Annotated in this window: 17 protein-coding genes; 6 read left to right on the forward strand and 11 right to left on the reverse strand. The window is 74.9% G+C overall.

The genetic code is table 11. The features are described from left to right. Positions 1-70 precede the first annotated feature (70 nt). From QSK03_RS14690 to QSK03_RS14715, 6 genes are all read right to left on the reverse strand, one after another. Positions 71-1,078 (reverse strand): ABC transporter ATP-binding protein, encoded by a 1,008-nt coding sequence (locus tag QSK03_RS14690; protein WP_285653279.1) that lies wholly within the window; start codon positions 1,076-1,078, stop codon positions 71-73. Continuing rightward, positions 1,075-2,103: an ABC transporter ATP-binding protein gene (locus tag QSK03_RS14695; protein WP_285653280.1), complete on the reverse strand. Its 1,029-nt coding sequence runs from the start codon at positions 2,101-2,103 to the stop codon at positions 1,075-1,077. Before QSK03_RS14695 ends, QSK03_RS14690 begins: the two co-directional genes overlap by 4 nt. 2 nt (positions 2,104-2,105) lie before the next feature. Next, positions 2,106-3,041, reverse strand: a complete 936-nt coding sequence (locus QSK03_RS14700) for an ABC transporter permease (RefSeq protein WP_285653281.1) — start codon at positions 3,039-3,041, stop codon at positions 2,106-2,108. Further along, entirely contained in the window at positions 3,034-3,960 is a 927-nt protein-coding gene (locus QSK03_RS14705; RefSeq protein ID WP_285653282.1) for an ABC transporter permease, read from the reverse strand. The genes QSK03_RS14700 and QSK03_RS14705 overlap by 8 nt, the downstream gene beginning before the upstream one ends. Positions 3,961-4,056: 96 nt before the next feature. Continuing rightward, on the reverse strand, positions 4,057-5,661 hold the full coding sequence (locus tag QSK03_RS14710) for a peptide ABC transporter substrate-binding protein (protein ID WP_285653284.1): 1,605 nt from the start codon (positions 5,659-5,661) through the stop codon (positions 4,057-4,059). Between the two features lie 160 nt (positions 5,662-5,821). Continuing rightward, the gene (locus QSK03_RS14715; protein WP_285653286.1) at positions 5,822-7,993 is read right to left on the reverse strand and encodes an ABC transporter family substrate-binding protein; all 2,172 of its coding nucleotides are present in this window, start codon (positions 7,991-7,993) and stop codon (positions 5,822-5,824) included. Between the two features lie 162 nt (positions 7,994-8,155). On the opposite strand from QSK03_RS14715, the gene QSK03_RS14720 reads away from it, so the two are divergent. Next, on the forward strand, positions 8,156-8,422 hold the full coding sequence (locus tag QSK03_RS14720) for a hypothetical protein (protein WP_285653288.1): 267 nt from the start codon (positions 8,156-8,158) through the stop codon (positions 8,420-8,422). Here the strand turns inward: QSK03_RS14720 and QSK03_RS14725 are convergent. Further along, on the reverse strand, positions 8,388-8,798 hold the full coding sequence (locus QSK03_RS14725) for an NUDIX domain-containing protein (RefSeq protein ID WP_285653291.1): 411 nt from the start codon (positions 8,796-8,798) through the stop codon (positions 8,388-8,390). The two genes, QSK03_RS14720 and QSK03_RS14725, sit on opposite strands and share 35 nt — an antisense overlap. A gap of 43 nt (positions 8,799-8,841) precedes the next feature. Here QSK03_RS14725 and QSK03_RS14730 point away from each other — a divergent pair, with 43 nt between their 5' ends. The 3 genes from QSK03_RS14730 (at position 8,842) to QSK03_RS14740 (ending at position 11,279) form a co-directional block, all read left to right on the forward strand. Then, positions 8,842-9,144, forward strand: a complete 303-nt coding sequence (locus QSK03_RS14730; protein ID WP_285653294.1) for a 4a-hydroxytetrahydrobiopterin dehydratase — start codon at positions 8,842-8,844, stop codon at positions 9,142-9,144. A 62-nt stretch (positions 9,145-9,206) separates the two neighbouring features. Next, positions 9,207-10,331: an MFS transporter gene (locus QSK03_RS14735; protein ID WP_285653297.1), complete on the forward strand. Its 1,125-nt coding sequence runs from the start codon at positions 9,207-9,209 to the stop codon at positions 10,329-10,331. A gap of 351 nt (positions 10,332-10,682) precedes the next feature. Beyond that, positions 10,683-11,279, forward strand: coding sequence for a hypothetical protein (locus QSK03_RS14740; RefSeq protein ID WP_285653299.1), 597 nt, complete (start codon positions 10,683-10,685; stop codon positions 11,277-11,279). A 205-nt stretch (positions 11,280-11,484) separates the two neighbouring features. On the opposite strand, the gene QSK03_RS14745 is transcribed toward QSK03_RS14740, so the two are convergent. Continuing rightward, on the reverse strand, positions 11,485-12,099 hold the full coding sequence (locus QSK03_RS14745; RefSeq protein ID WP_285653302.1) for a hypothetical protein: 615 nt from the start codon (positions 12,097-12,099) through the stop codon (positions 11,485-11,487). A gap of 204 nt (positions 12,100-12,303) precedes the next feature. Then, the gene (locus tag QSK03_RS14750; RefSeq protein WP_285653305.1) at positions 12,304-13,014 is read right to left on the reverse strand and encodes a GPP34 family phosphoprotein; all 711 of its coding nucleotides are present in this window, start codon (positions 13,012-13,014) and stop codon (positions 12,304-12,306) included. A gap of 219 nt (positions 13,015-13,233) precedes the next feature. Here QSK03_RS14750 and QSK03_RS14755 point away from each other — a divergent pair, with 219 nt between their 5' ends. Continuing rightward, entirely contained in the window at positions 13,234-14,256 is a 1,023-nt protein-coding gene (locus QSK03_RS14755; RefSeq protein ID WP_285653308.1) for a sigma-70 family RNA polymerase sigma factor, read from the forward strand. Here QSK03_RS14755 and QSK03_RS14760 read toward each other — a convergent pair. Then, on the reverse strand, positions 14,243-14,677 hold the full coding sequence (locus QSK03_RS14760) for a MarR family winged helix-turn-helix transcriptional regulator (protein WP_285653312.1): 435 nt from the start codon (positions 14,675-14,677) through the stop codon (positions 14,243-14,245). The two genes, QSK03_RS14755 and QSK03_RS14760, sit on opposite strands and share 14 nt — an antisense overlap. A gap of 51 nt (positions 14,678-14,728) precedes the next feature. Between QSK03_RS14760 and QSK03_RS14765 the strand changes: the two genes are divergently transcribed. Then, the gene (locus tag QSK03_RS14765) at positions 14,729-15,859 is read left to right on the forward strand and encodes a cytochrome P450 family protein (protein ID WP_285653316.1); all 1,131 of its coding nucleotides are present in this window, start codon (positions 14,729-14,731) and stop codon (positions 15,857-15,859) included. Here QSK03_RS14765 and QSK03_RS14770 read toward each other — a convergent pair. Continuing rightward, the gene (locus QSK03_RS14770) at positions 15,856-16,749 is read right to left on the reverse strand and encodes an SMP-30/gluconolactonase/LRE family protein (RefSeq protein ID WP_285653318.1); all 894 of its coding nucleotides are present in this window, start codon (positions 16,747-16,749) and stop codon (positions 15,856-15,858) included. The genes QSK03_RS14765 and QSK03_RS14770 overlap by 4 nt on opposite strands.

A 16,749-nucleotide genomic window follows, 5' to 3' on the forward strand; every position in this document is an offset into this window, starting at 1 on the left:
CGGGTCCCGGTGATCGAAGTCCCGATACGGACGCTCAGCGTCCGCGACGGCACTTCGCTGACACACCCCGCTAGTCCGCGCGGACGAGGTGCGGGGGTGCGGCGAAGTGGCAGGCCGCGGGGTGGTCGGTGCCGTCGCGGACCTCGAGGGCCGGGGGGTCCTCGGCGCACACCGGGGCGGCCTTCGGGCACCGCGTGCGGAAGCGGCAGCCCGAGGGCGGGTCGGCCGGGCTCGGGACGTCGCCCTCCAGACGGATCGCCTCCCGGCGCCCGCGTAGCGAGGGATCGGGCACGGGCACCGAGGACAGGAGCGCCTGCGTGTACGGGTGGCTCGCGCGGGTGTAGATCTCCTCGGCGGTGCCCGTCTCGACGATCGAGCCGAGGTACATCACGGCGACGCGGTCGCAGAGGTGGCGCACGACGCCGAGGTCGTGGGCGATGAACAGGTACGCCAGCCCGAACTCGCGCTGCAGGTCCGAGAGCAGGTTGAGCACCTGGGCCTGGATCGACACGTCGAGCGCCGAGACCGGCTCGTCGCACACGATCACCTTGGGCCGCAGGGCCAGCGCGCGGGCGATGCCGATGCGCTGGCGCTGCCCGCCGGAGAACTGGTGCGGGTACCGGCGGATGTGCTCGGGGTTGAGCCCGACGACCTCGAGCAGCTCCTGCACCCGGCGGCGGCGGTCACCCTTCGGCGCCACCTCGGGGTGGATGTCGAAGGGCTCGCCGACGACGTCGCCGACCGTCTTGCGCGGGTTCAGCGACGTGTAGGGGTCCTGCAGGACGATCTGCATGTCGCGGCGCCACGCCGTGAGGTCGGCGCCGCGCTTGGCGAACAGGTCCTGGCCCTCGAACGTCGCGGTCCCGCTCGTCGGCGGCGTCAGGCGCATCAGCACCTGCGCGAGCGTCGACTTGCCGCACCCCGACTCGCCGACGACCCCGAGCGTCTCGCCGGGGTGGAGGTCGAGCGAGACGCCGTCGACGGCGCGGACGTGCCCGATGGTCCGACGGAACACGACGCCCCGGGTCACGGGGAAGTGCTTGACCAGGTCGCGCACCTGGAGGATGGGCTCGCTCACCGGGACACCACCTCGTGCGTCGTCGGACGGTCGGGATCCTCGGCCACGAAGCGCTCGGCGAAGTGACAGGCCGCCTGGTGGTCGCCCCCCAGCTCGCGCAGCAGAGGCACCTCGGCGGCGCAGACGTCCTCCGCGTGCGCGCACCGCGGGTGGAAGGGGCAGCCCGGCGGGATCGCGGACAGGCTCGGCGGCAGGCCCGGGATGGGACGCAGCGCCGCGCCCGCGACGTCGTCCACGCGCGGCACGGAGTCCATGAGCCCCCGGGTGTAGGGGTGCCCGGGGTGCGCGTAGAGCGTCGCGGCGTCGGTGTGCTCGACGATCCGGCCCGCGTACATCACCGCGATCCGGTCGGCGACCTCGGCGACGACGCCGAGGTCGTGGGTGATGAGGATCAGGCCCATGCCGCGCTCGCGGCGCAGCTCGTCGAGCAGCTCCATGATCTGGGCCTGGACGGTGACGTCGAGGGCCGTGGTCGGCTCGTCGGCGATGAGCAGCTCGGGATCGAGCGCGAGCGACATCGCGATCATCGCCCGCTGCCGCATGCCGCCCGAGAACTGGTGCGGGTACTCGCGCACGCGCTGCTTCGCGTTCGGGATCCGGACGAGGTCGAGCATCTCGGCCGCGCGGGCCATCGCGTCCTTGCGCGACATCCCGCGACGGAACCGGAACTGCTCGGCGATCTGGAAGCCCACCGAGTAGACGGGGTTCAGCGCCGACAGCGCGTCCTGGAAGATCATCGCCATCGACTCGCCGCGCAGCATCCGCCGGCGCTCGGGGTCGGCGCCGAGCAGCTCCTCGCCGCGGAAGCGCACCGAGCCGCCGGTGATCCGTCCCGGCGGGGTGTCGAGGATGCCCATCACCGTCTGCGCGGTGACGCTCTTGCCGGAGCCCGACTCGCCGAGCACGGCCAGCGTCTCGCCCTCGTCGACGTGGTAGCCGACGCCGTTGAGCACCGACGCCGTGTCCCTGCCCTGGCCGAACTCGACGTGCAGGTCCTCGACCTCGAGGAGGTGGGAGGCGGCCACGGTCACCGCCCCCGCGGGTCGAGCGCGTCGCGGACCGCGTCCCCGAGCATGACGAACGCCAGCACGGTGACGACCAGGAAGCCCGCCGGGAACAGGATCGCGTGCGGGATCTGCGCGACGCGGTCCTGGGACTCGGCGATCATCACGCCCCACGAGACGACCGGGTCCTTGAGCCCGATCCCGAGGAACGACAGCGTCGCCTCGGCCCCGATGAACGCGCCCAGCTGGATCGTCGCGTAGACGAGCACGGGCGCGAGGGTGTTGGGCAGGATGTGCCGGAAGACGATGCGCAGCGGCCCGGCGCCGAGGGCCCGGGCGGCCTTGACGTAGTCCTGCTGCTTCGCGGTGATGGTGGCCGCGCGCATGATCCGCATGGCGATCGGCCACGACAGCACGGTGATCGTCGTGACCACCTGGAAGATCAGCCGGCTCTCGGGCACGGGCTGGCCCGGCGGGTTGAACGTTGTGAGGATGACGATGCCGCCGAGCACGAACGGCAGGCCCGCGAAGATCTCCGCGAAGCGCGAGAGCAGCGAGTCCTGCCAGCCGCCGCGGAACCCGCCGAGCAGGCCCGCGAGGGCGCCGACGAGCACCGTGCCGAGGGTGGCGAGCACGCCGACCGCGAGCGTGGGCCCGGCGCCGTAGACCGCCCGGGCGAAGACGTCGTGACCCTGCAGGTCGCGGCCGAAGATCGCGTCCGGGCCCGGCTCCGACCCCGACCCGGCGAGGTCCGTCGCCCGGGGGTCGATCGAGGTGAACAGCGACGGGAAGAACGCCATCACCAGCAGCACGAGGATGATCACCGAGGCGACCCAGAACAGTGGGCGGCGGCGCAGCTGGCGCCACGCGTCGGTCCAGAGCCCGCTGACCTCGGCGGCGTCCGGTTCGGGTTCCGGCTCGGTGTCGGCCGGGCGGGCGGCCAGCAGCGGTTCAGTCATAGCGGATCCTCGGGTCGAGCACGGCGTAGAGCAGGTCCACGACGAGGTTCGCGATCAGGTAGACGATCACCAGCAGCACGACGATGCCGACGACGGTGGCGGTGTCCTGCTGCAGGATGCCCTTGAAGACGAGCCCGCCGATTCCCCGGATGTTGAACACGCCCTCGGTCACGATCGCCCCGCCCATGAGGGCGCCCAGGTCGGTGCCGAGGAACGTGACGACGGCGATGAGCGAGTTCCGCAGCATGTGCACGCCCACCACCCGCCGGCGCGACAGCCCCTTCGCGACGGCGGTCCGCACGTAGTCGGCGCGGGTGTTCTCGATGAGGCTCGTGCGCGTCAGGCGGGCGACGTAGGCCATCGAGAGGCTGCCGAGCACGAACCCGGGGACGATGAGGTCCGCGATCGACGGGTCGTTGGGCACCGAGGTCCGGATGATCCCGAGCTCGACACCGAGGACCTGCTTGAGCACCAGGCCGGTGACGAACACCGGCAGGGAGATCAGGAACAGCGTCGAGACGAGCACGAGCGAGTCGACGAACCCGCGGCCCCGCAGGCCGGACACGATGCCGGCGAGGATGCCGATCACGGCCTCGATGACGAGCGCGACGATGGCCAGCTTGATCGTCGTGGGGTAGGCGTTGGCGATGACGTCGGCGACCTCGGTGCCCGACGCCGTCTGCCCGAAGTCGCCGGTGAACAGCGCCCCGAGGTACTTGAGGTACTGCACGACGATGTTGTCGTCGAGGTTGTAGCGCTCGGTCATCACCGCGATGTAGGCGGGCGAGCACGCCCGCTGCCCGCACTTGCCGGCGAACGGATCGTCCGAGAGCCCCCACACGAGGGCGTAGACGATGAACGTCGACCCCAGGAACACCGGGATCAGCTGCAGCAGGCGCCGCAGGGTGTAGCGGCCCACGGACTACCTCCTTCGGGGCCCCGACCCGCGGCCCGTGACCGCGCGACGGTGCGCGGTCACGGACCCCGGTGGTGGTGGTCGTCTCCCGGGAGGAGATCAGCCCTGCGGGTTGAGCCGATAGGTGGTGGTGTCCTGGCGGTTGAGCGGGTTGTGCTCGGCCTCGGCCACGCGCGACCCGTTGCCGTAGATCACCGGACGGCTCCAGAGCGGGATGTTGGGCATGTCGTTCAGCACGAGGCGCTCGGCGGCCGCGTAGCCCTGGTCGGCCGCCTGGACGGTCGGGGCCTGGTCGGCCTGGGAGAGCGCGGCGTCGACCGCCGGGTTCGAGTAGCCGTAGTCGTTCGACGACGCGTTCGTGCGGTAGAGCTGGGTCAGGAAGGTCTCGATGTCCGGGTAGTCGCCCTGCCACCCGTTGCGGAACAGGCCGGTGAACTGCTGGGAGTTGGCCAGGCGGCGCTGCTCGGAGAACGACGGCACCGGCTGGTAGCGGGCGTCGATGCCGAGGGTCTGCCGGATGCTGTTGGCCACGGCCTGCATGTACGGGTCGTGCCCGCCGTCGGAGTTGGCGGTCAGCGTCAGCGGGCCCTGGAAGCCGCCGGCCTGCGCCAGCAGCTGCTGAGCGCGCTGCGGGTTGAACGTGCAGGCCTCGCCGCACTGGTTCGGCACGTAGCCCTCCGCGGCGGACGTCGCGTAGCCCGTCGCCGGCGTGTACACGCCGCCGAAGATCTGGTTGACGATCGTCTGCCGGTCGATGGCCATCGAGATGGCCTTGCGCAGCACCGGGTTGGCGAACCGCGGGTCGTAGAGCGGGAAGCCCAGCGAGTCCGTGACCAGGCCCTCCTTCTGCCGGGCGCCCGCGCCGAGGTCGGTCTTCCAGCGGTTGCCCGCCAGCGCCGCGCTGGGGATGGCGCGGACGTGGTCGAGGTTGCCGGACACGACGTCGTCGTAGGAGGTCTGCAGCTCGGAGTAGACGCGGAACTCGAGGCGCTGGACCTGCGGCTTCACCGAGCCCGCGTACTGGTCGTTGCGCACCAGGGTGAGGTTCTGGTTCGGCGTGCGGGACTCGAACCGGAACTCGCCGTTGCCCACCGGGGCCGCCTCGAAGCCGGCGCGGTCGGTGAAGAACTTCTGCGGCAGCGGGTAGTACGCCGAGTACCCCAGCGTCAGCGGGAAGATCGTGAACGGCTGCTTGAGCGTCACCGTGAACGTCTGCGGGTCGACCACGCGCAGGCCCCGCATCGTCTGCGCGGTCGGCGCCTCGGTGGAGACCTCGTCATAGCCGTCGATCTTCTCCATGAACGACTGCGCCTGGGCGGCGTTGGTGCCGAGCGCGGTCCAGTTCCAGGAGTCGACGAAGCTCTGCGCCGTCACCGGGGTGCCGTCGTGGAACGTCCAGCCCGGCTTGATCTTGATGGTGAAGGTCTTGTTGTCGGTCGTGGTGATCGAGTCGGCGACCTCGTTGGAGGGCTGGCCGGTGTTCACGTCGTACTTGACGAGCCCGGCGAACAGGGCGTCGATGACGTCGCCGCCGTTCTGCTCGGTGGTGTTGCCCGGGATCAGCGGGTTCTCGGGTTCACCCCACTCGATGCTGAGCGTCTGGGCGGACTGGTCGTCGCCGCCCCCTCCCCCGCCGCACGCGGTGGCGACCAGCGCCACGGCGAGCATCCCGGCCACGATCGCGACCAACCGACGCAACGACAACGTTCCTCCTCGGGGGTGTCAGGACGTGGTGTCCCCCGCGCGGGTAACTGACCGGATACGGCCCGTCACGCGGCCGCAGGCAACCTAAGCGTTTCCTTTGAAAGCGGCAAGAGTTCCGGGAACGTTCACGTGAACTGTCACGCAGTCGTCAGGGCCGTCGTCAGTTGATGCCGTCGTCGCCGCGCTGGCTCGCGGGCGGCGGGGTCCACCGGTCGGCTCCCGCGAACGGGCTCTCGGGCAGCGGCGGGACGACGACGTCGGTGCGGTCGGCCGGGCCGACGAGCACGGAGGCGGCCTGGAAGAGCGGGATCGTCGGCAGCGAGCTCCACAGCGCGGGCTCGGCGAGCGCGAGGGCGGTGTCCGGCGAGACCGTCCCCGCCGACGCGGCGTCGAGCAGCGACTGCAGGGCGGGGTCGCAGAACCCGGTGGGCGTCAGCGCCTCCGAGGCCTGGGGCTCGGTGAGCTCCTCGGTGATCTCGGCGAGCTCGTCGGCGTCGGGCGCCGAGCCGGCCGTCGTCGCGCCCGGCGCGACGGTCGACGTCGGGGCGGCCCCGGTGGCCGAGGCGGCCGGGGCCGCGCTCGTCGGCGCCGAGGTGCTCGTGGGCGCGGCCGGCGTGCTCGGCGCGGTCGACGTCGCCCCCGGGGTGGCCGCGGGCGTGAGGTCGGAGGCCGCGACGTCGGAGGCCGGGTCGGACAGGGTGCGCCCGGAGGTGGACGGCGCGCGCCCGCCGGGGCAGCCGACCACCGACGCCAGGTCGGTGATCGGGTCGGTCCCGACGGGCAGCGCCTCGAGCGCGATGTCGGCGACGGCGAGGTCGGAGGCCGAGTCCGGGGTCGGCGGCACGGTCGTGGTGGTCGTGCTCGGCCCGGCCGACGTGCTCGAGGCGCCGGCCGGCAGCGGGGTGGGTGTGCCCGTCGGGGTCCTGGCCGGCGTGGGCGAGCCCGGGGTCGGCACCGGGGTCGGCTGGGCCGGTGTGCCCGTCGACGTCGTGGAGGCGGGGCCGCGTCCGGGCAGGAACCCCGCGTCGCCCCCGTCGGCGACCACCACCGCCGCGATACCGGCGGCGCGCAGCTGCGTGGAGAGGGTGCCGAGCAGCCGCCCGTACGGCGCGACCTGGGGCGGCGCGGCCAGGCGCAGCACCAGCGGCTGTCCCGCGCGGGCCCAGATGCCGTCCTCGCCGCGGGTGTAGCCGGCGTCGGTGAGCAGCCGCGCGGCCTCGTCGAGGTCGCGCCGCGCCGCCGGCGAGTCGGCGGGCAGGGTCGACCGGTAGCCCGCCTGGGACGGGGCCCGCGCGAACGCGTCCGCGGGCAGGTCGGCGCTCGGCCCCCCGTCGGTGCCCACGGAGCGCAGGGCCGTGCGGTCGATCGACGCAGCCACGGCGCGCCGCACCCGCAGGTCGGCGAGCGGGCCGTCGTCGCTGCGCAGCGCCAGCTGCACGAGCGCGGGCTCGGGCAGGGGACGCACGGTCAGCCCCGGACCGGTGGCGGCCAGCGCGGCGAGGTCGTCGCCGGTGGCGCGGAACTGGGTCGCCTGGACGTCGCCCGAGCGCACGCGGTCGATCAGCGACGTCGCCTCGGCGGCCTGGAAGACGACCTCGTCGGGGACCCCGGGCGTCCCCCAGTAGCGGTCGTTGCGGGCCAGCGTCACCTGGCCGCGGATACGGTCGACGACGCGCACCTGGTACGGCCCCGCCGACACCGGGATGCTGTCGGTCAGCCCGCCGCCCCACGACCCGGGCGCGTCCTTGAGCAGGTGCGCCGGCAGCAGGTGGTCGAAGAGCGTCTGCCAGGCCGGGAAGGGCCGGTCGAACACCACGTCGACGGCCTTGCCGCCGGCCCGGGAGCGCACGTCGCTGACCGCCCGGTACCCGGCCGCGCCGACGGTGCCGGGCTGGCTGCGCATCTGCTGCCACAGGTAGACGAAGTCCTCGGCGGCGACCGGGGCGTTGTCCGACCACGTCGCCGCCGGGGCGATCTCGTAGGACACCGTGAACGGCTGGGTCGCGGTGACGCGCGCGGACGTCACGACGGAGGTGTCGAGCCGCGGCTCGCCGTCGGGCCCGGGGCGGAACGCCGAGGGCAGCACCAGCGCGGCCATCCCGCGGGAGACGGGGGTGTCGTCGGCGACGCGATGGGGGTTGAAGCCCACCCCGAGATCGTCGACGCCGAGACGGAGCTCGGTCGGGTCCGGCTCGAGCTGCGGCGTCGGCGCGGGCGCCGGGGAGGGGACCTGCCCGACGACCGGCGGCGGCGCGCCGGAGCAGGCCGCCAGGACCGCGAGGGCGAGCAGGAGGGCGGGGAGGACTCCGACGGCACGTCGGGGACCAGTCACGCCTTCGTCCCGGCCTCTCTTCCTCGGGGGACCGCCCTGGGCATCCGACACCGGCGCGTCCTGCGTGACCCGCCGGTCCGGCGAACTCATCGTGGCACGGTGCGCGTCGCACCAGGTCGACGGGTCTGGTCCCGGGGCCCCGTCAGAGGTTAGCCTCACCTCATGGGCAAGGGAGCCAAGAAGGACAAGGAGGCCGCCTCCTCGAAGGCCACCAAGTCCTCCAAGGGCACGAAGGTCCCCCTGCACCTGGCCCACTACGCGCACGCCGCCACGCTCACCGGCGCCAAGAAGATCAAGAAGAAGTGCTGCCGGTCGACGCCCCGCTGCAAGGGCTGCCCGGTGGTGCTCATGCGCGCCGCGCGCCTGCAGGAGTCCGGCGTGGAGGGCAAGGACCTCAAGAAGGCGCTGAAGAAGGCCCGCGCCGCCTGAGCAGCGTCGCGAGGGCGGGCAGGACCTCGCGGTCGGTGTCGAGCCAGTCGAGGCCGTCGAGCTCGTCGGGACCCACCCACCGCAGGGCGTCGTGCTCGAGCGCGGTCGGCTCCCCCTCGGCCCGGCACACCCGGATCCGCAGGACCTTCTCCCCCGGCAGCGCCACCTCCGGCCCGAGGCGTTCGCCGACGCCCACGTCGGCGAGCGCCAGTTCCTCGCGCAGCTCGCGGGCGAGCGCCGTCGCCTCGTCCTCGCCCGGCTCCACCGCGCCGCCCGGCAGCTCCCACCGGCCGGCGGCCGCCGCGGGGCGCGTGCGGCGCGCCGCGAGGACCCGGCCGTCGCGCACCACAGCGGCCCCGACCACCACACCGGTCATGCTGAGCAGTGTGGGTCATCGGCGCGCGTGTCAGGATGCGGCCATGGCTGAACTCCTGGACGAGAGCGCGATCGCCGAGGCCCTGGAGAAGCTGCCCGGCTGGCAGCGGGAGGACGACGCCACCATCGTCCGCTTCGCGAAACTGCCGAGCTTCCCCGAGGCCGTCGCGGCGGTCGACGAGGTCGCCGAGCTGGCCGAGGCCGACAACCACCACCCGGACATGGACATCCGGTACAACAGCCTGAAGTTCAAGCTGTCGACGCACTCCGAGGGCGGCCTCACCGCCAAGGACACCGACCTCGCCGCGAAGATCTCGGGGGTCCTCGACCGCCGCGGCGCTTCCTGACCGGCGGCCGGGCCCCGGAGCCGCTCTGGACCGTCCCGTTCGTCGCGGTCCTCGCCGCGACCGTGCTCGCCTTCGGCGGCTACGCCCTGCTGCTGCCGGTGGTCCCGGTGCACGCGGCGGCCGGCGGCGCATCCCCCGCCGCGGCGGGCGCCACGACCGGTGTCTTCATGGCAGCGACGGTCGCCGCCCAGCTCACCGTCCCCGCCGTGCTGCGACGCGTCGGCGCGCGGACCGCGCTGGTCGTCGGCGTGCTGGCGCTCGGGGTACCCGCGGCGCTGCTCGTCGCGACCGCCGCGCTGCCGGTGCTGGTCGGTGTCGCGGTCGTCCGGGGCTTCGGCTTCGGGCTGGTGACGGTGACGGGCGCGGCCGTCGTCGCCGACCTCGCCCCGCCCGCACGGCGCGGGCGCGCCGTCGGGCTCTACGGCCTCGCCGTCGGGCTCCCCCAGCTCGCCCTGCTCAGCGGCGGGGTGTGGGCGTATGCGGCGCTCGGACCGGTCGTGGTGATGCTCGCGGGCGCCGTGCTGCCGGTGGTCGCGGCCCTCGTGTGCGTGCGGCTGCCGGCACGGACCGCGCCGCCGGCCGCCCCCGCCCCCGGGCGCGCCCTCCCCCTGTCCGTCGTGACCGGGCCGTGGACGGCGATGGTCGTCTCGGCGGCCGCCGCCGGTGGCGTGATCACGGTGCTGCCGCTGTGGACACCCGGCACCGGGGACCCGGCGGGCCTCGCCGGCGGGACCGCCACCGCGGCGATCGCGCTCGCCGTCCTCACCGCGGGCCAGCTCGCCGGGCGGAGCCTGACCGGCGAGCTGGCGGACCGCCCCGGGGCACGCCGGACGCCTGTCGTGACCCTGCTCGGGCTGGCCGCCGTGGCCGCCGGCGCCGCGGTCGTGGCCCTCGGGGGCACGGCCGTCGCCGCCCTCGTGCTCGCCGGGGCCGCCCTCGTCGGCCTCGGGTTCGGCGCGGTGCAGAGCGACACGCTCGTCGACCTCTTCGCCCGTGCCGGGCCCGCGCACTCCGGCGCGGCCAGCACCTGGTGGAACACCGCCTACGACGCCGGCACCGGCCTCGGGGCCGCGACGCTCTCCGCGATCCTCGGCGCCGCGGGCGCGCCGGAGGCCTTCCTCGTCGCCGCCCTCGCCTGCGTGCTCGTCGCGCCGATCGCGCCGGCCCTGGCGCGTCGCCGGGCCTGAGCGTCCCGGGCCGGACGCCGCCGGCCAGCTCTGCCGCGAGGGGCACGGTCCGCATGATCAGCGGGCCCAGCGGCCTGCCGAACGTGCCGGTCGCGTCGACCACGAGTCCCGGAGACCAAGCGCCCCGTGCCCCGCGGTCCGAGCGGAGCCCGCGGCCGGGGACGGCGGTGCGTCCGAACGGTCCCGGTGATCGCCCGTCCGGACGCTGACGATCTCCACGGGTCGATGGCGCGCGTCCTCGCGGGTGATCTCGCGCCGCGTTCGGGCGAGACGGCGTTCCGGCAGGTCACGAGGGTGGTGTCGCCTGCGATGTCCGCCTGTGCCCGACCCGTCACGTTTCCGGGTCCCGCGGTGACGGAGGCCGGCGTGGTCAAGAAGCTGCTGCTCGCGGCGCTGTTCGGTGCCGTGGTCATGCTGGGGTCGGCGCAGGCCGGCTACCTGACGCCGGCGACGCCGCCGCAGACGGCGGACCCGGGCGCCGCGCCGGCGCTGTCGACGTCGGCGACGCCCGCGGGTCCGGTGCCCGGTGGCCCCGGAGCGCCGGCGGTCCCGGCCGGACCGGGTGTGCCGGCCGTCCCCGGTGCGCCCGGTGGTCCGGTGGCGGTGGCGACCGCCGGGAACGCGACCCCGGACCCGACGGGACGCGCGTCGTCGGGCGGCACCTCGCGCTCCGGAGGGTCGTCGGGGTCGGGCGGGTCGGGGCGCTCGAGCGGCTCCGGGGGGTCCGTGGGCTCGGGTGGCACAGGAGGCTCCTCCGGGCACGAGTCGTCGGGTGGCTCGTCGGGTGGCTCGTCGGGCGGCTCGTCGGGGGGCTCGTCGGGTGGCTCGGGGTCGTCCGGCGGCTCCTCGGGAAGCTCGTCCGGCGGGTCCTCGGGCGGTTCGGGCGGGATCGGCGTCGACGCGTGCGCGCTGCGAGCCGTCTGCGTCGACGTCGGGCTCGGACGCTGACCTCCGGCGGGCGCCCCGGGCGGATCCCACCGCGATCGCGATCTCGGTGACGTCCGCACTCACATCCGACAGGGTTCGTCACCGAGTTCGCGATCATGACCGACCCGGCGTGTCGCGCAGCGAGGATGTGGCGATCCTGGCGTCAGACGCCAGGAAAGCCGCATCGCTCGCACACCGGGGCGCGCACCCCGGCCACGCGGAGGGGTCAGACGCGGGTGGGTTCGACGACGAGCGGGGTCGCCTCCGCGCGGTGGGCGCGCTCGGCGTCGCGGACCGCGGCGATGGTGTCGTCGAGGAGCCCGATGAGCATCCGGTCGCGCGCGTCGGCGTCGAGATCGGCCACGCGGGCGGCCACGAGCAGGTGGGCGCAGGCGTGGTTGACGGGCCCGACGTGCAGCAGCGTCGCGAGCCGTCCGCCGTTCCCGTTCTCGCCACGTCCCGGACGGCGCGGGGCGACCGACGCCCGCCGCTCGAGGCGGCGTTGCAGCCGCGGGAAGAAGCGGTTGCCGGGGTCGACGGCCAGGCCGGCCCTGGCGATCGTCGCGAGCACGATCGGGCGGACCTCCACGCCGGCCTCGCGGCCGAGCCCGATCAGGGTCACCGCGCGGGTGGCGAGCTGCTGGCGGGAGGTCGACGACACCGCGTCGTTGACCTGCCAGGCGACCGCCGCGAGCGCCGGATGAGTACAGCTCGGACGGTCGGTGAAGCGTTCACCGGCGAGCACGGAGACGTACTCCATGAGGCAGCTGCCGGCCTCGGCATCGCGGTGCGCGCCGGCCTCGAGCACCGGCAGGCCCTCCGGAGGGCGGGTCGACGTCATGGGAAGCCCCCTTCCCCGGCCCCGGGCTCTCTCGCCCGGTCGGATGCCCTACCGTAGACCGATTCCGGCCCGAGAACAGGGGGTCCGGTCGAGGGAATCGCGAGCGACGGGGCCGCCCGGGGGCGATCACTGCTCCGAATCGATCAACCCGCGACGATCAGACGCGGTGGATCACCGCGAGATCGGGTCGGGACGGGCCCGCGGTCAGCGCTCGGAGGAGATGACGGTCGTCGCGGTGAGCGCCGCGAGGACGGCGCCGACCGTCGGCGAGACCAGCCGGCGGATGTCCTGGGCGACCCCGAGCGACACGTGCCGCCCGTCGGCGACGGCCCGCGCGCGCCGGGTCGACCCGGTGACGTCGACCGGGCTCAGGCTGCGCACCCGGCGACCGAAGTGGAGCAGCACGATGAGCATCGCGACCGCCTCGTCCGGGTCCTCCTCGCCGTCGAGGGCGGCGCGGACCGCGGCCCGGTCGTGGTGCAGCGCGTCCACCTCGTGCACCCGCAGCGCCGACCCGAACACCGGCATGGCGACGTAGCCGAACACGCGGCGCGGCTCGCGGGCGGCCAGGCCGCGCTCGACGAGGCGGTCCATCGTGCGGCGGATCATCTGGGCGCCGCGCTGGCCGGTGACGGCGTGCTGCAGGTCGGACTTGGCGCCACCGTGGCCGAGGAGACCGTCGGCGACCCAGGCGAGCAACGGGTCGGTGGGCTCGACGGGGCCGCGCCGGTACGCGGCGCCCGCGTCGAGCAGCGAGGCGTCGAGCAGGAGCTCCACCATCGCGGCCGCGACGAGCAGGCCGGCCGGCTCGGTGAGGGTCGACAGGGGGCGGGCCTCGTCGTCGCCGAGGACCCAGGCCACCCGCTCGGGCAGCGTCAGATCCGCGGTCCGGGACGACCACCGCTCCGAGCGCACGGAGACAGACTAGGCACGATCGTCCCCCACCCGAGCGAGCAGTCCCCGGGCGGCGGCACACGGCGTCGAGCGGTGCGTCCGCGCGGGTGATCGAGCGCGGCCGACCGGCCCGTGGTCCCGTCGCCGCGCGTGAGCCCACGCTCGTCCGGGCCCGGCCGACCGCTGCGCGTCGCGCGCGGACGTCGTCACTGTCGGGCGCACCGGGCAGACTGCCCACCCATGAGCGAGAGCCTCGCCGCGGCCCCGGAGGACGACCTCGACCGGGCACGCGCGGGCGACGACGCGGCGTTCGACCGGCTGGTGGCGCCGCTGCGCGGCGAGCTGCACGCCCACTGCTACCGGATGCTCGGCTCGGTGTACGACGCCGACGACGCGCTGCAGGACGCCCTGGTGCGCGCCTGGCGGGCGATCGGGCGGTTCGAGGGCCGCTCGGCGCTGCGGTCGTGGCTCTACACCGTGGCGACCAACGCGAGCCTCGACGCCATCACCCGGCGCGGCCGGCGCGCGCTGCCGATGGACCTCGGCCCGTCCAGCGAGGGCCCGGGCGAGGACCCCCCGCGCACCGAGATCGCCTGGCTGGGCCCCTACCCCGACGACCCGGACGCCACGGTCGCCCAGCGGGAGTCCGTCGAGCTCGCGTTCGTCGCCGCGCTGCAGCACCTGCCGGGCAACCAGCGCGCCGCCCTGCTGCTCATGGAGGTCCTCGGGTTCTCGGCCGCGGAGGTCGCGGCGATGATGGCGACGTCGGTCGCGTCGGTGAACAGCGCGGTGCAGCGGGCCCGGGCGACGGTCGCGGAGAAGGTGCCGGGCCCGAGCCAGCAGCGCACCCTGCGCGGGCTGCCCGACGCCGAGCTGGCGGCCACCGTCGCGCGCTACGCCGCGGCGCTCGAGGCGGGCGACGCCGACGCGCTGGTCGGGCTGCTCACCGCCGACGTCACGTGGTCGATGCCGCCGAACGCGGCGTGGTTCCGGGGCACCGCGGCGGTCACCGCGTTCCTGCGGGCCGCGCCGTTCACCGTGGCGTGGCGCCACGTCCCGGCGCGCGCCAACGGGCAGCTCGCGGTCGGCTGCTACACGTGGGACGACGAGGACGGGGTCTGGCACGGCCAGGTGCTCGACGTGCTCGCGCTCGCCTCCGACGGCCGGATCGCCGAGGTCACCGCCTTCATCGGGCCCGAGCACCTCGCCCTGGCCGGCCTGCCGGCGACGCTGCCCGCCGACGCGCCGCTCACCCGTTCCTGATCACGTCGTCGGTCTCGTCCTCGGCGGCCGCGAGGAACGCGCCCATCTGCTCGAGCACCGGCGCGTCGACGTCGGTCAGGAGCGCGGCCAGCCGGTCGTTGAGCGGCTCGTATAACGCCCCGATCCGCGCGAGCGACGCCGGCTCGGGCTCGACGAGCACGCGGCGGCGGTCGGCGGGATCGGCCACGCGGCGCACGTGGCCGGCGGCGTGCAGGCGCTCGACCACCCGCGACGCCGACCCGGTGGTGAGGTTGAGGCGCCCCGCCAGGACCCCGGGCGTCGCCGGGCCGTGGCGGGTGAGCTCGTAGAGGCACTGCAGCTCGGTGGTGCCGACACCGAGGCGCCCCGCGACGAGTCCGTTGAACTGCACGAGCCGCACGCTCCACGCCGCCAGGGCGGCGACCACGTCCTCCGGGGACACCGGACCTCCCTTTCACTGCACGATGCAGCAATTGTGTGTCACGGTATCTGCATGATGCAGCAATCGTCTCACGGCGCCTGCCCCTTCGTCGCCGGGACCCGCCGCCCGGAGGAGCCCTACCCGGGCCGGGAGGCGCTCCGGGCCGCCGGCCCGGTGGTGGTCGTCGAGGCGCCCGCGGACGGGCCGGTGGCGGTGGTGACGACCGCGGCACTGGCCCGCGCGGTGCTCGGCGACCCGCGGATCGTCAAGGACACCACGCTCGCCCCGTCGCACTGGGACCCGCACGCGGCGGGCCTCGAGCCGACGGCGGCGCAGGCGCTGTCGTTGACCACGGCCGAGGGCGCGACCCGCGCCGCCCTGCGCCGTGCCCACGCGCCGATGCTCTCGCCGCGGCGGATGCGGGCCCTCGCGCCGGCGATGCGCGACACCGCCCGGACGATGCTCCGGGCCGCCGGGCCCGGCCCCGTCGACCTGGTCACGGACTTCACCACCCGCTACCCGCTCACCGTCGTCGGCGACCTGCTCGGGCTCCCGCGCGCGATGCTCGACGACGCGGTGGCCGCGTGCCGGCAGAGGGTCGGCGACGCGGCCGAGGGCGCGGCCGCGATGGCGGCGTTCGCCCGCCTGGGCGCGGCGGCGATGGCGCACGACGGGCTCGCCCGCGAACTGCGCGAGCGCCTGCCGGCGGGGATCTCCGACGACGAGGTGCACTACCTGCTGTTCGCCCTGATCTTCGCCGGGCAGCTGACCACCGACACCGCGCTGGGCTTCCTCGTCGCGCGGGTCCTGACCGACGGGCCGCCGGACGACGTCGGGGCGCTCGTCGACGACGTCCTGCGCCGCGACCCGCCCGCGCCCTTCACGCTCTGGCGCTTCGCCGCGGAGGAGGTCGTGCTCGACGGGGTCGTGCTCGCGCCGGGGACGCCGGTGCTCGTCGACATCGCCGGGCTGGCCGACGACCCGGCCGCGGGCCCCGGCGCCGGGCTCGCGTTCGGCGCCGGGCCGCACGTGTGCGCGGGGGCGCACCTGGCCCGCGCCGAGCTCGCGGCCGTCGTCGACGTCCTGGTCGCCGACTTCCCCGCCGCCCGTCTCGCCGTCCCCGCCGCCGACCTGCGCCGCGTCGACCCCGGCACGCTCGGCGGCAGCCGGCTGGCGTCCCTGCCCGTGGCAGGCCTGACCTAGGGCCGTCCCGCGTGCGGGACGTCGACGCGGCCGGCGAGCAGCACCGCCTCCCGCACCGGGCGCCGCTCGTGCTCCGCGAACGACGGCGCCGCGCAGGCGTAGAGCGTCCGGCCGTCCTCGCCGCCGAGCATGCAGGCGTAGACGCCGAGGTTGCCGGTGCCCCGCTCCTCGAGGATCGTCCCGCCCTCGGCGACGCGCACGACGCGCTGGTGCAGGGCGTCGGCCACCCAGATCGCGCCTTCCGCGTCGCCGCCGATGCCGTCGGGGGCCACCGCCAGCGCGCCGAGGGCCTCGCCGACGTCGTCGGTGACCGGCGGCGCCGAGAAGCGGGCCCAGTCGCGGCGCCGGGCCAGCCCGCCGTCGGCGGCCACGTCGAACGCGGTCAGCCGGGCGCCGAAGGTCTCGGCGACCACCAGGACCCGGTCGAAGAGCACCATGCCGTTCGGGAAGAGCAGGTCGTCGGCGATGGTGCGCGCGGTGCCGTCGGGAGCGACGTGGGTCAGCGTCGTGCGGGCGATCGGGGCGCCGCTCATGAGGTCGAAGCCGAAGTTACCGACGTACGCGCCGCCGCCGTCGTCGACCAGCATGTCGTTGAGGTGGTGGCTGACGAGCCCCGACAGGTCGGCGTGCTCGACGAGCGACCCGTCGTGCTCCCGGCGCAGGATCCGGTGGTCGCGCATCGAGACGATCAGGGCGCGCCCGTCGGGCAGGAACCCGAGCCCGGAGGGCTGCTGGGGGACCTCGGCCACCACCTCGTGGCCGCCGTCGGGGTCGATCGCCACGACCCGCTCGGTGTAGAAGTCCGAGACCCAGAGCCGACCCTCGTGCCAGCGGGGGCACTCCAGGTACGACCATCCGTCGGACACCACGTCGAAGTCCTGCTGCCCCAC

The sequence above is a fragment of the Actinomycetospora sp. NBRC 106375 genome, assembly GCF_030269665.1.
Taxonomy (GTDB): domain Bacteria; phylum Actinomycetota; class Actinomycetes; order Mycobacteriales; family Pseudonocardiaceae; genus Actinomycetospora.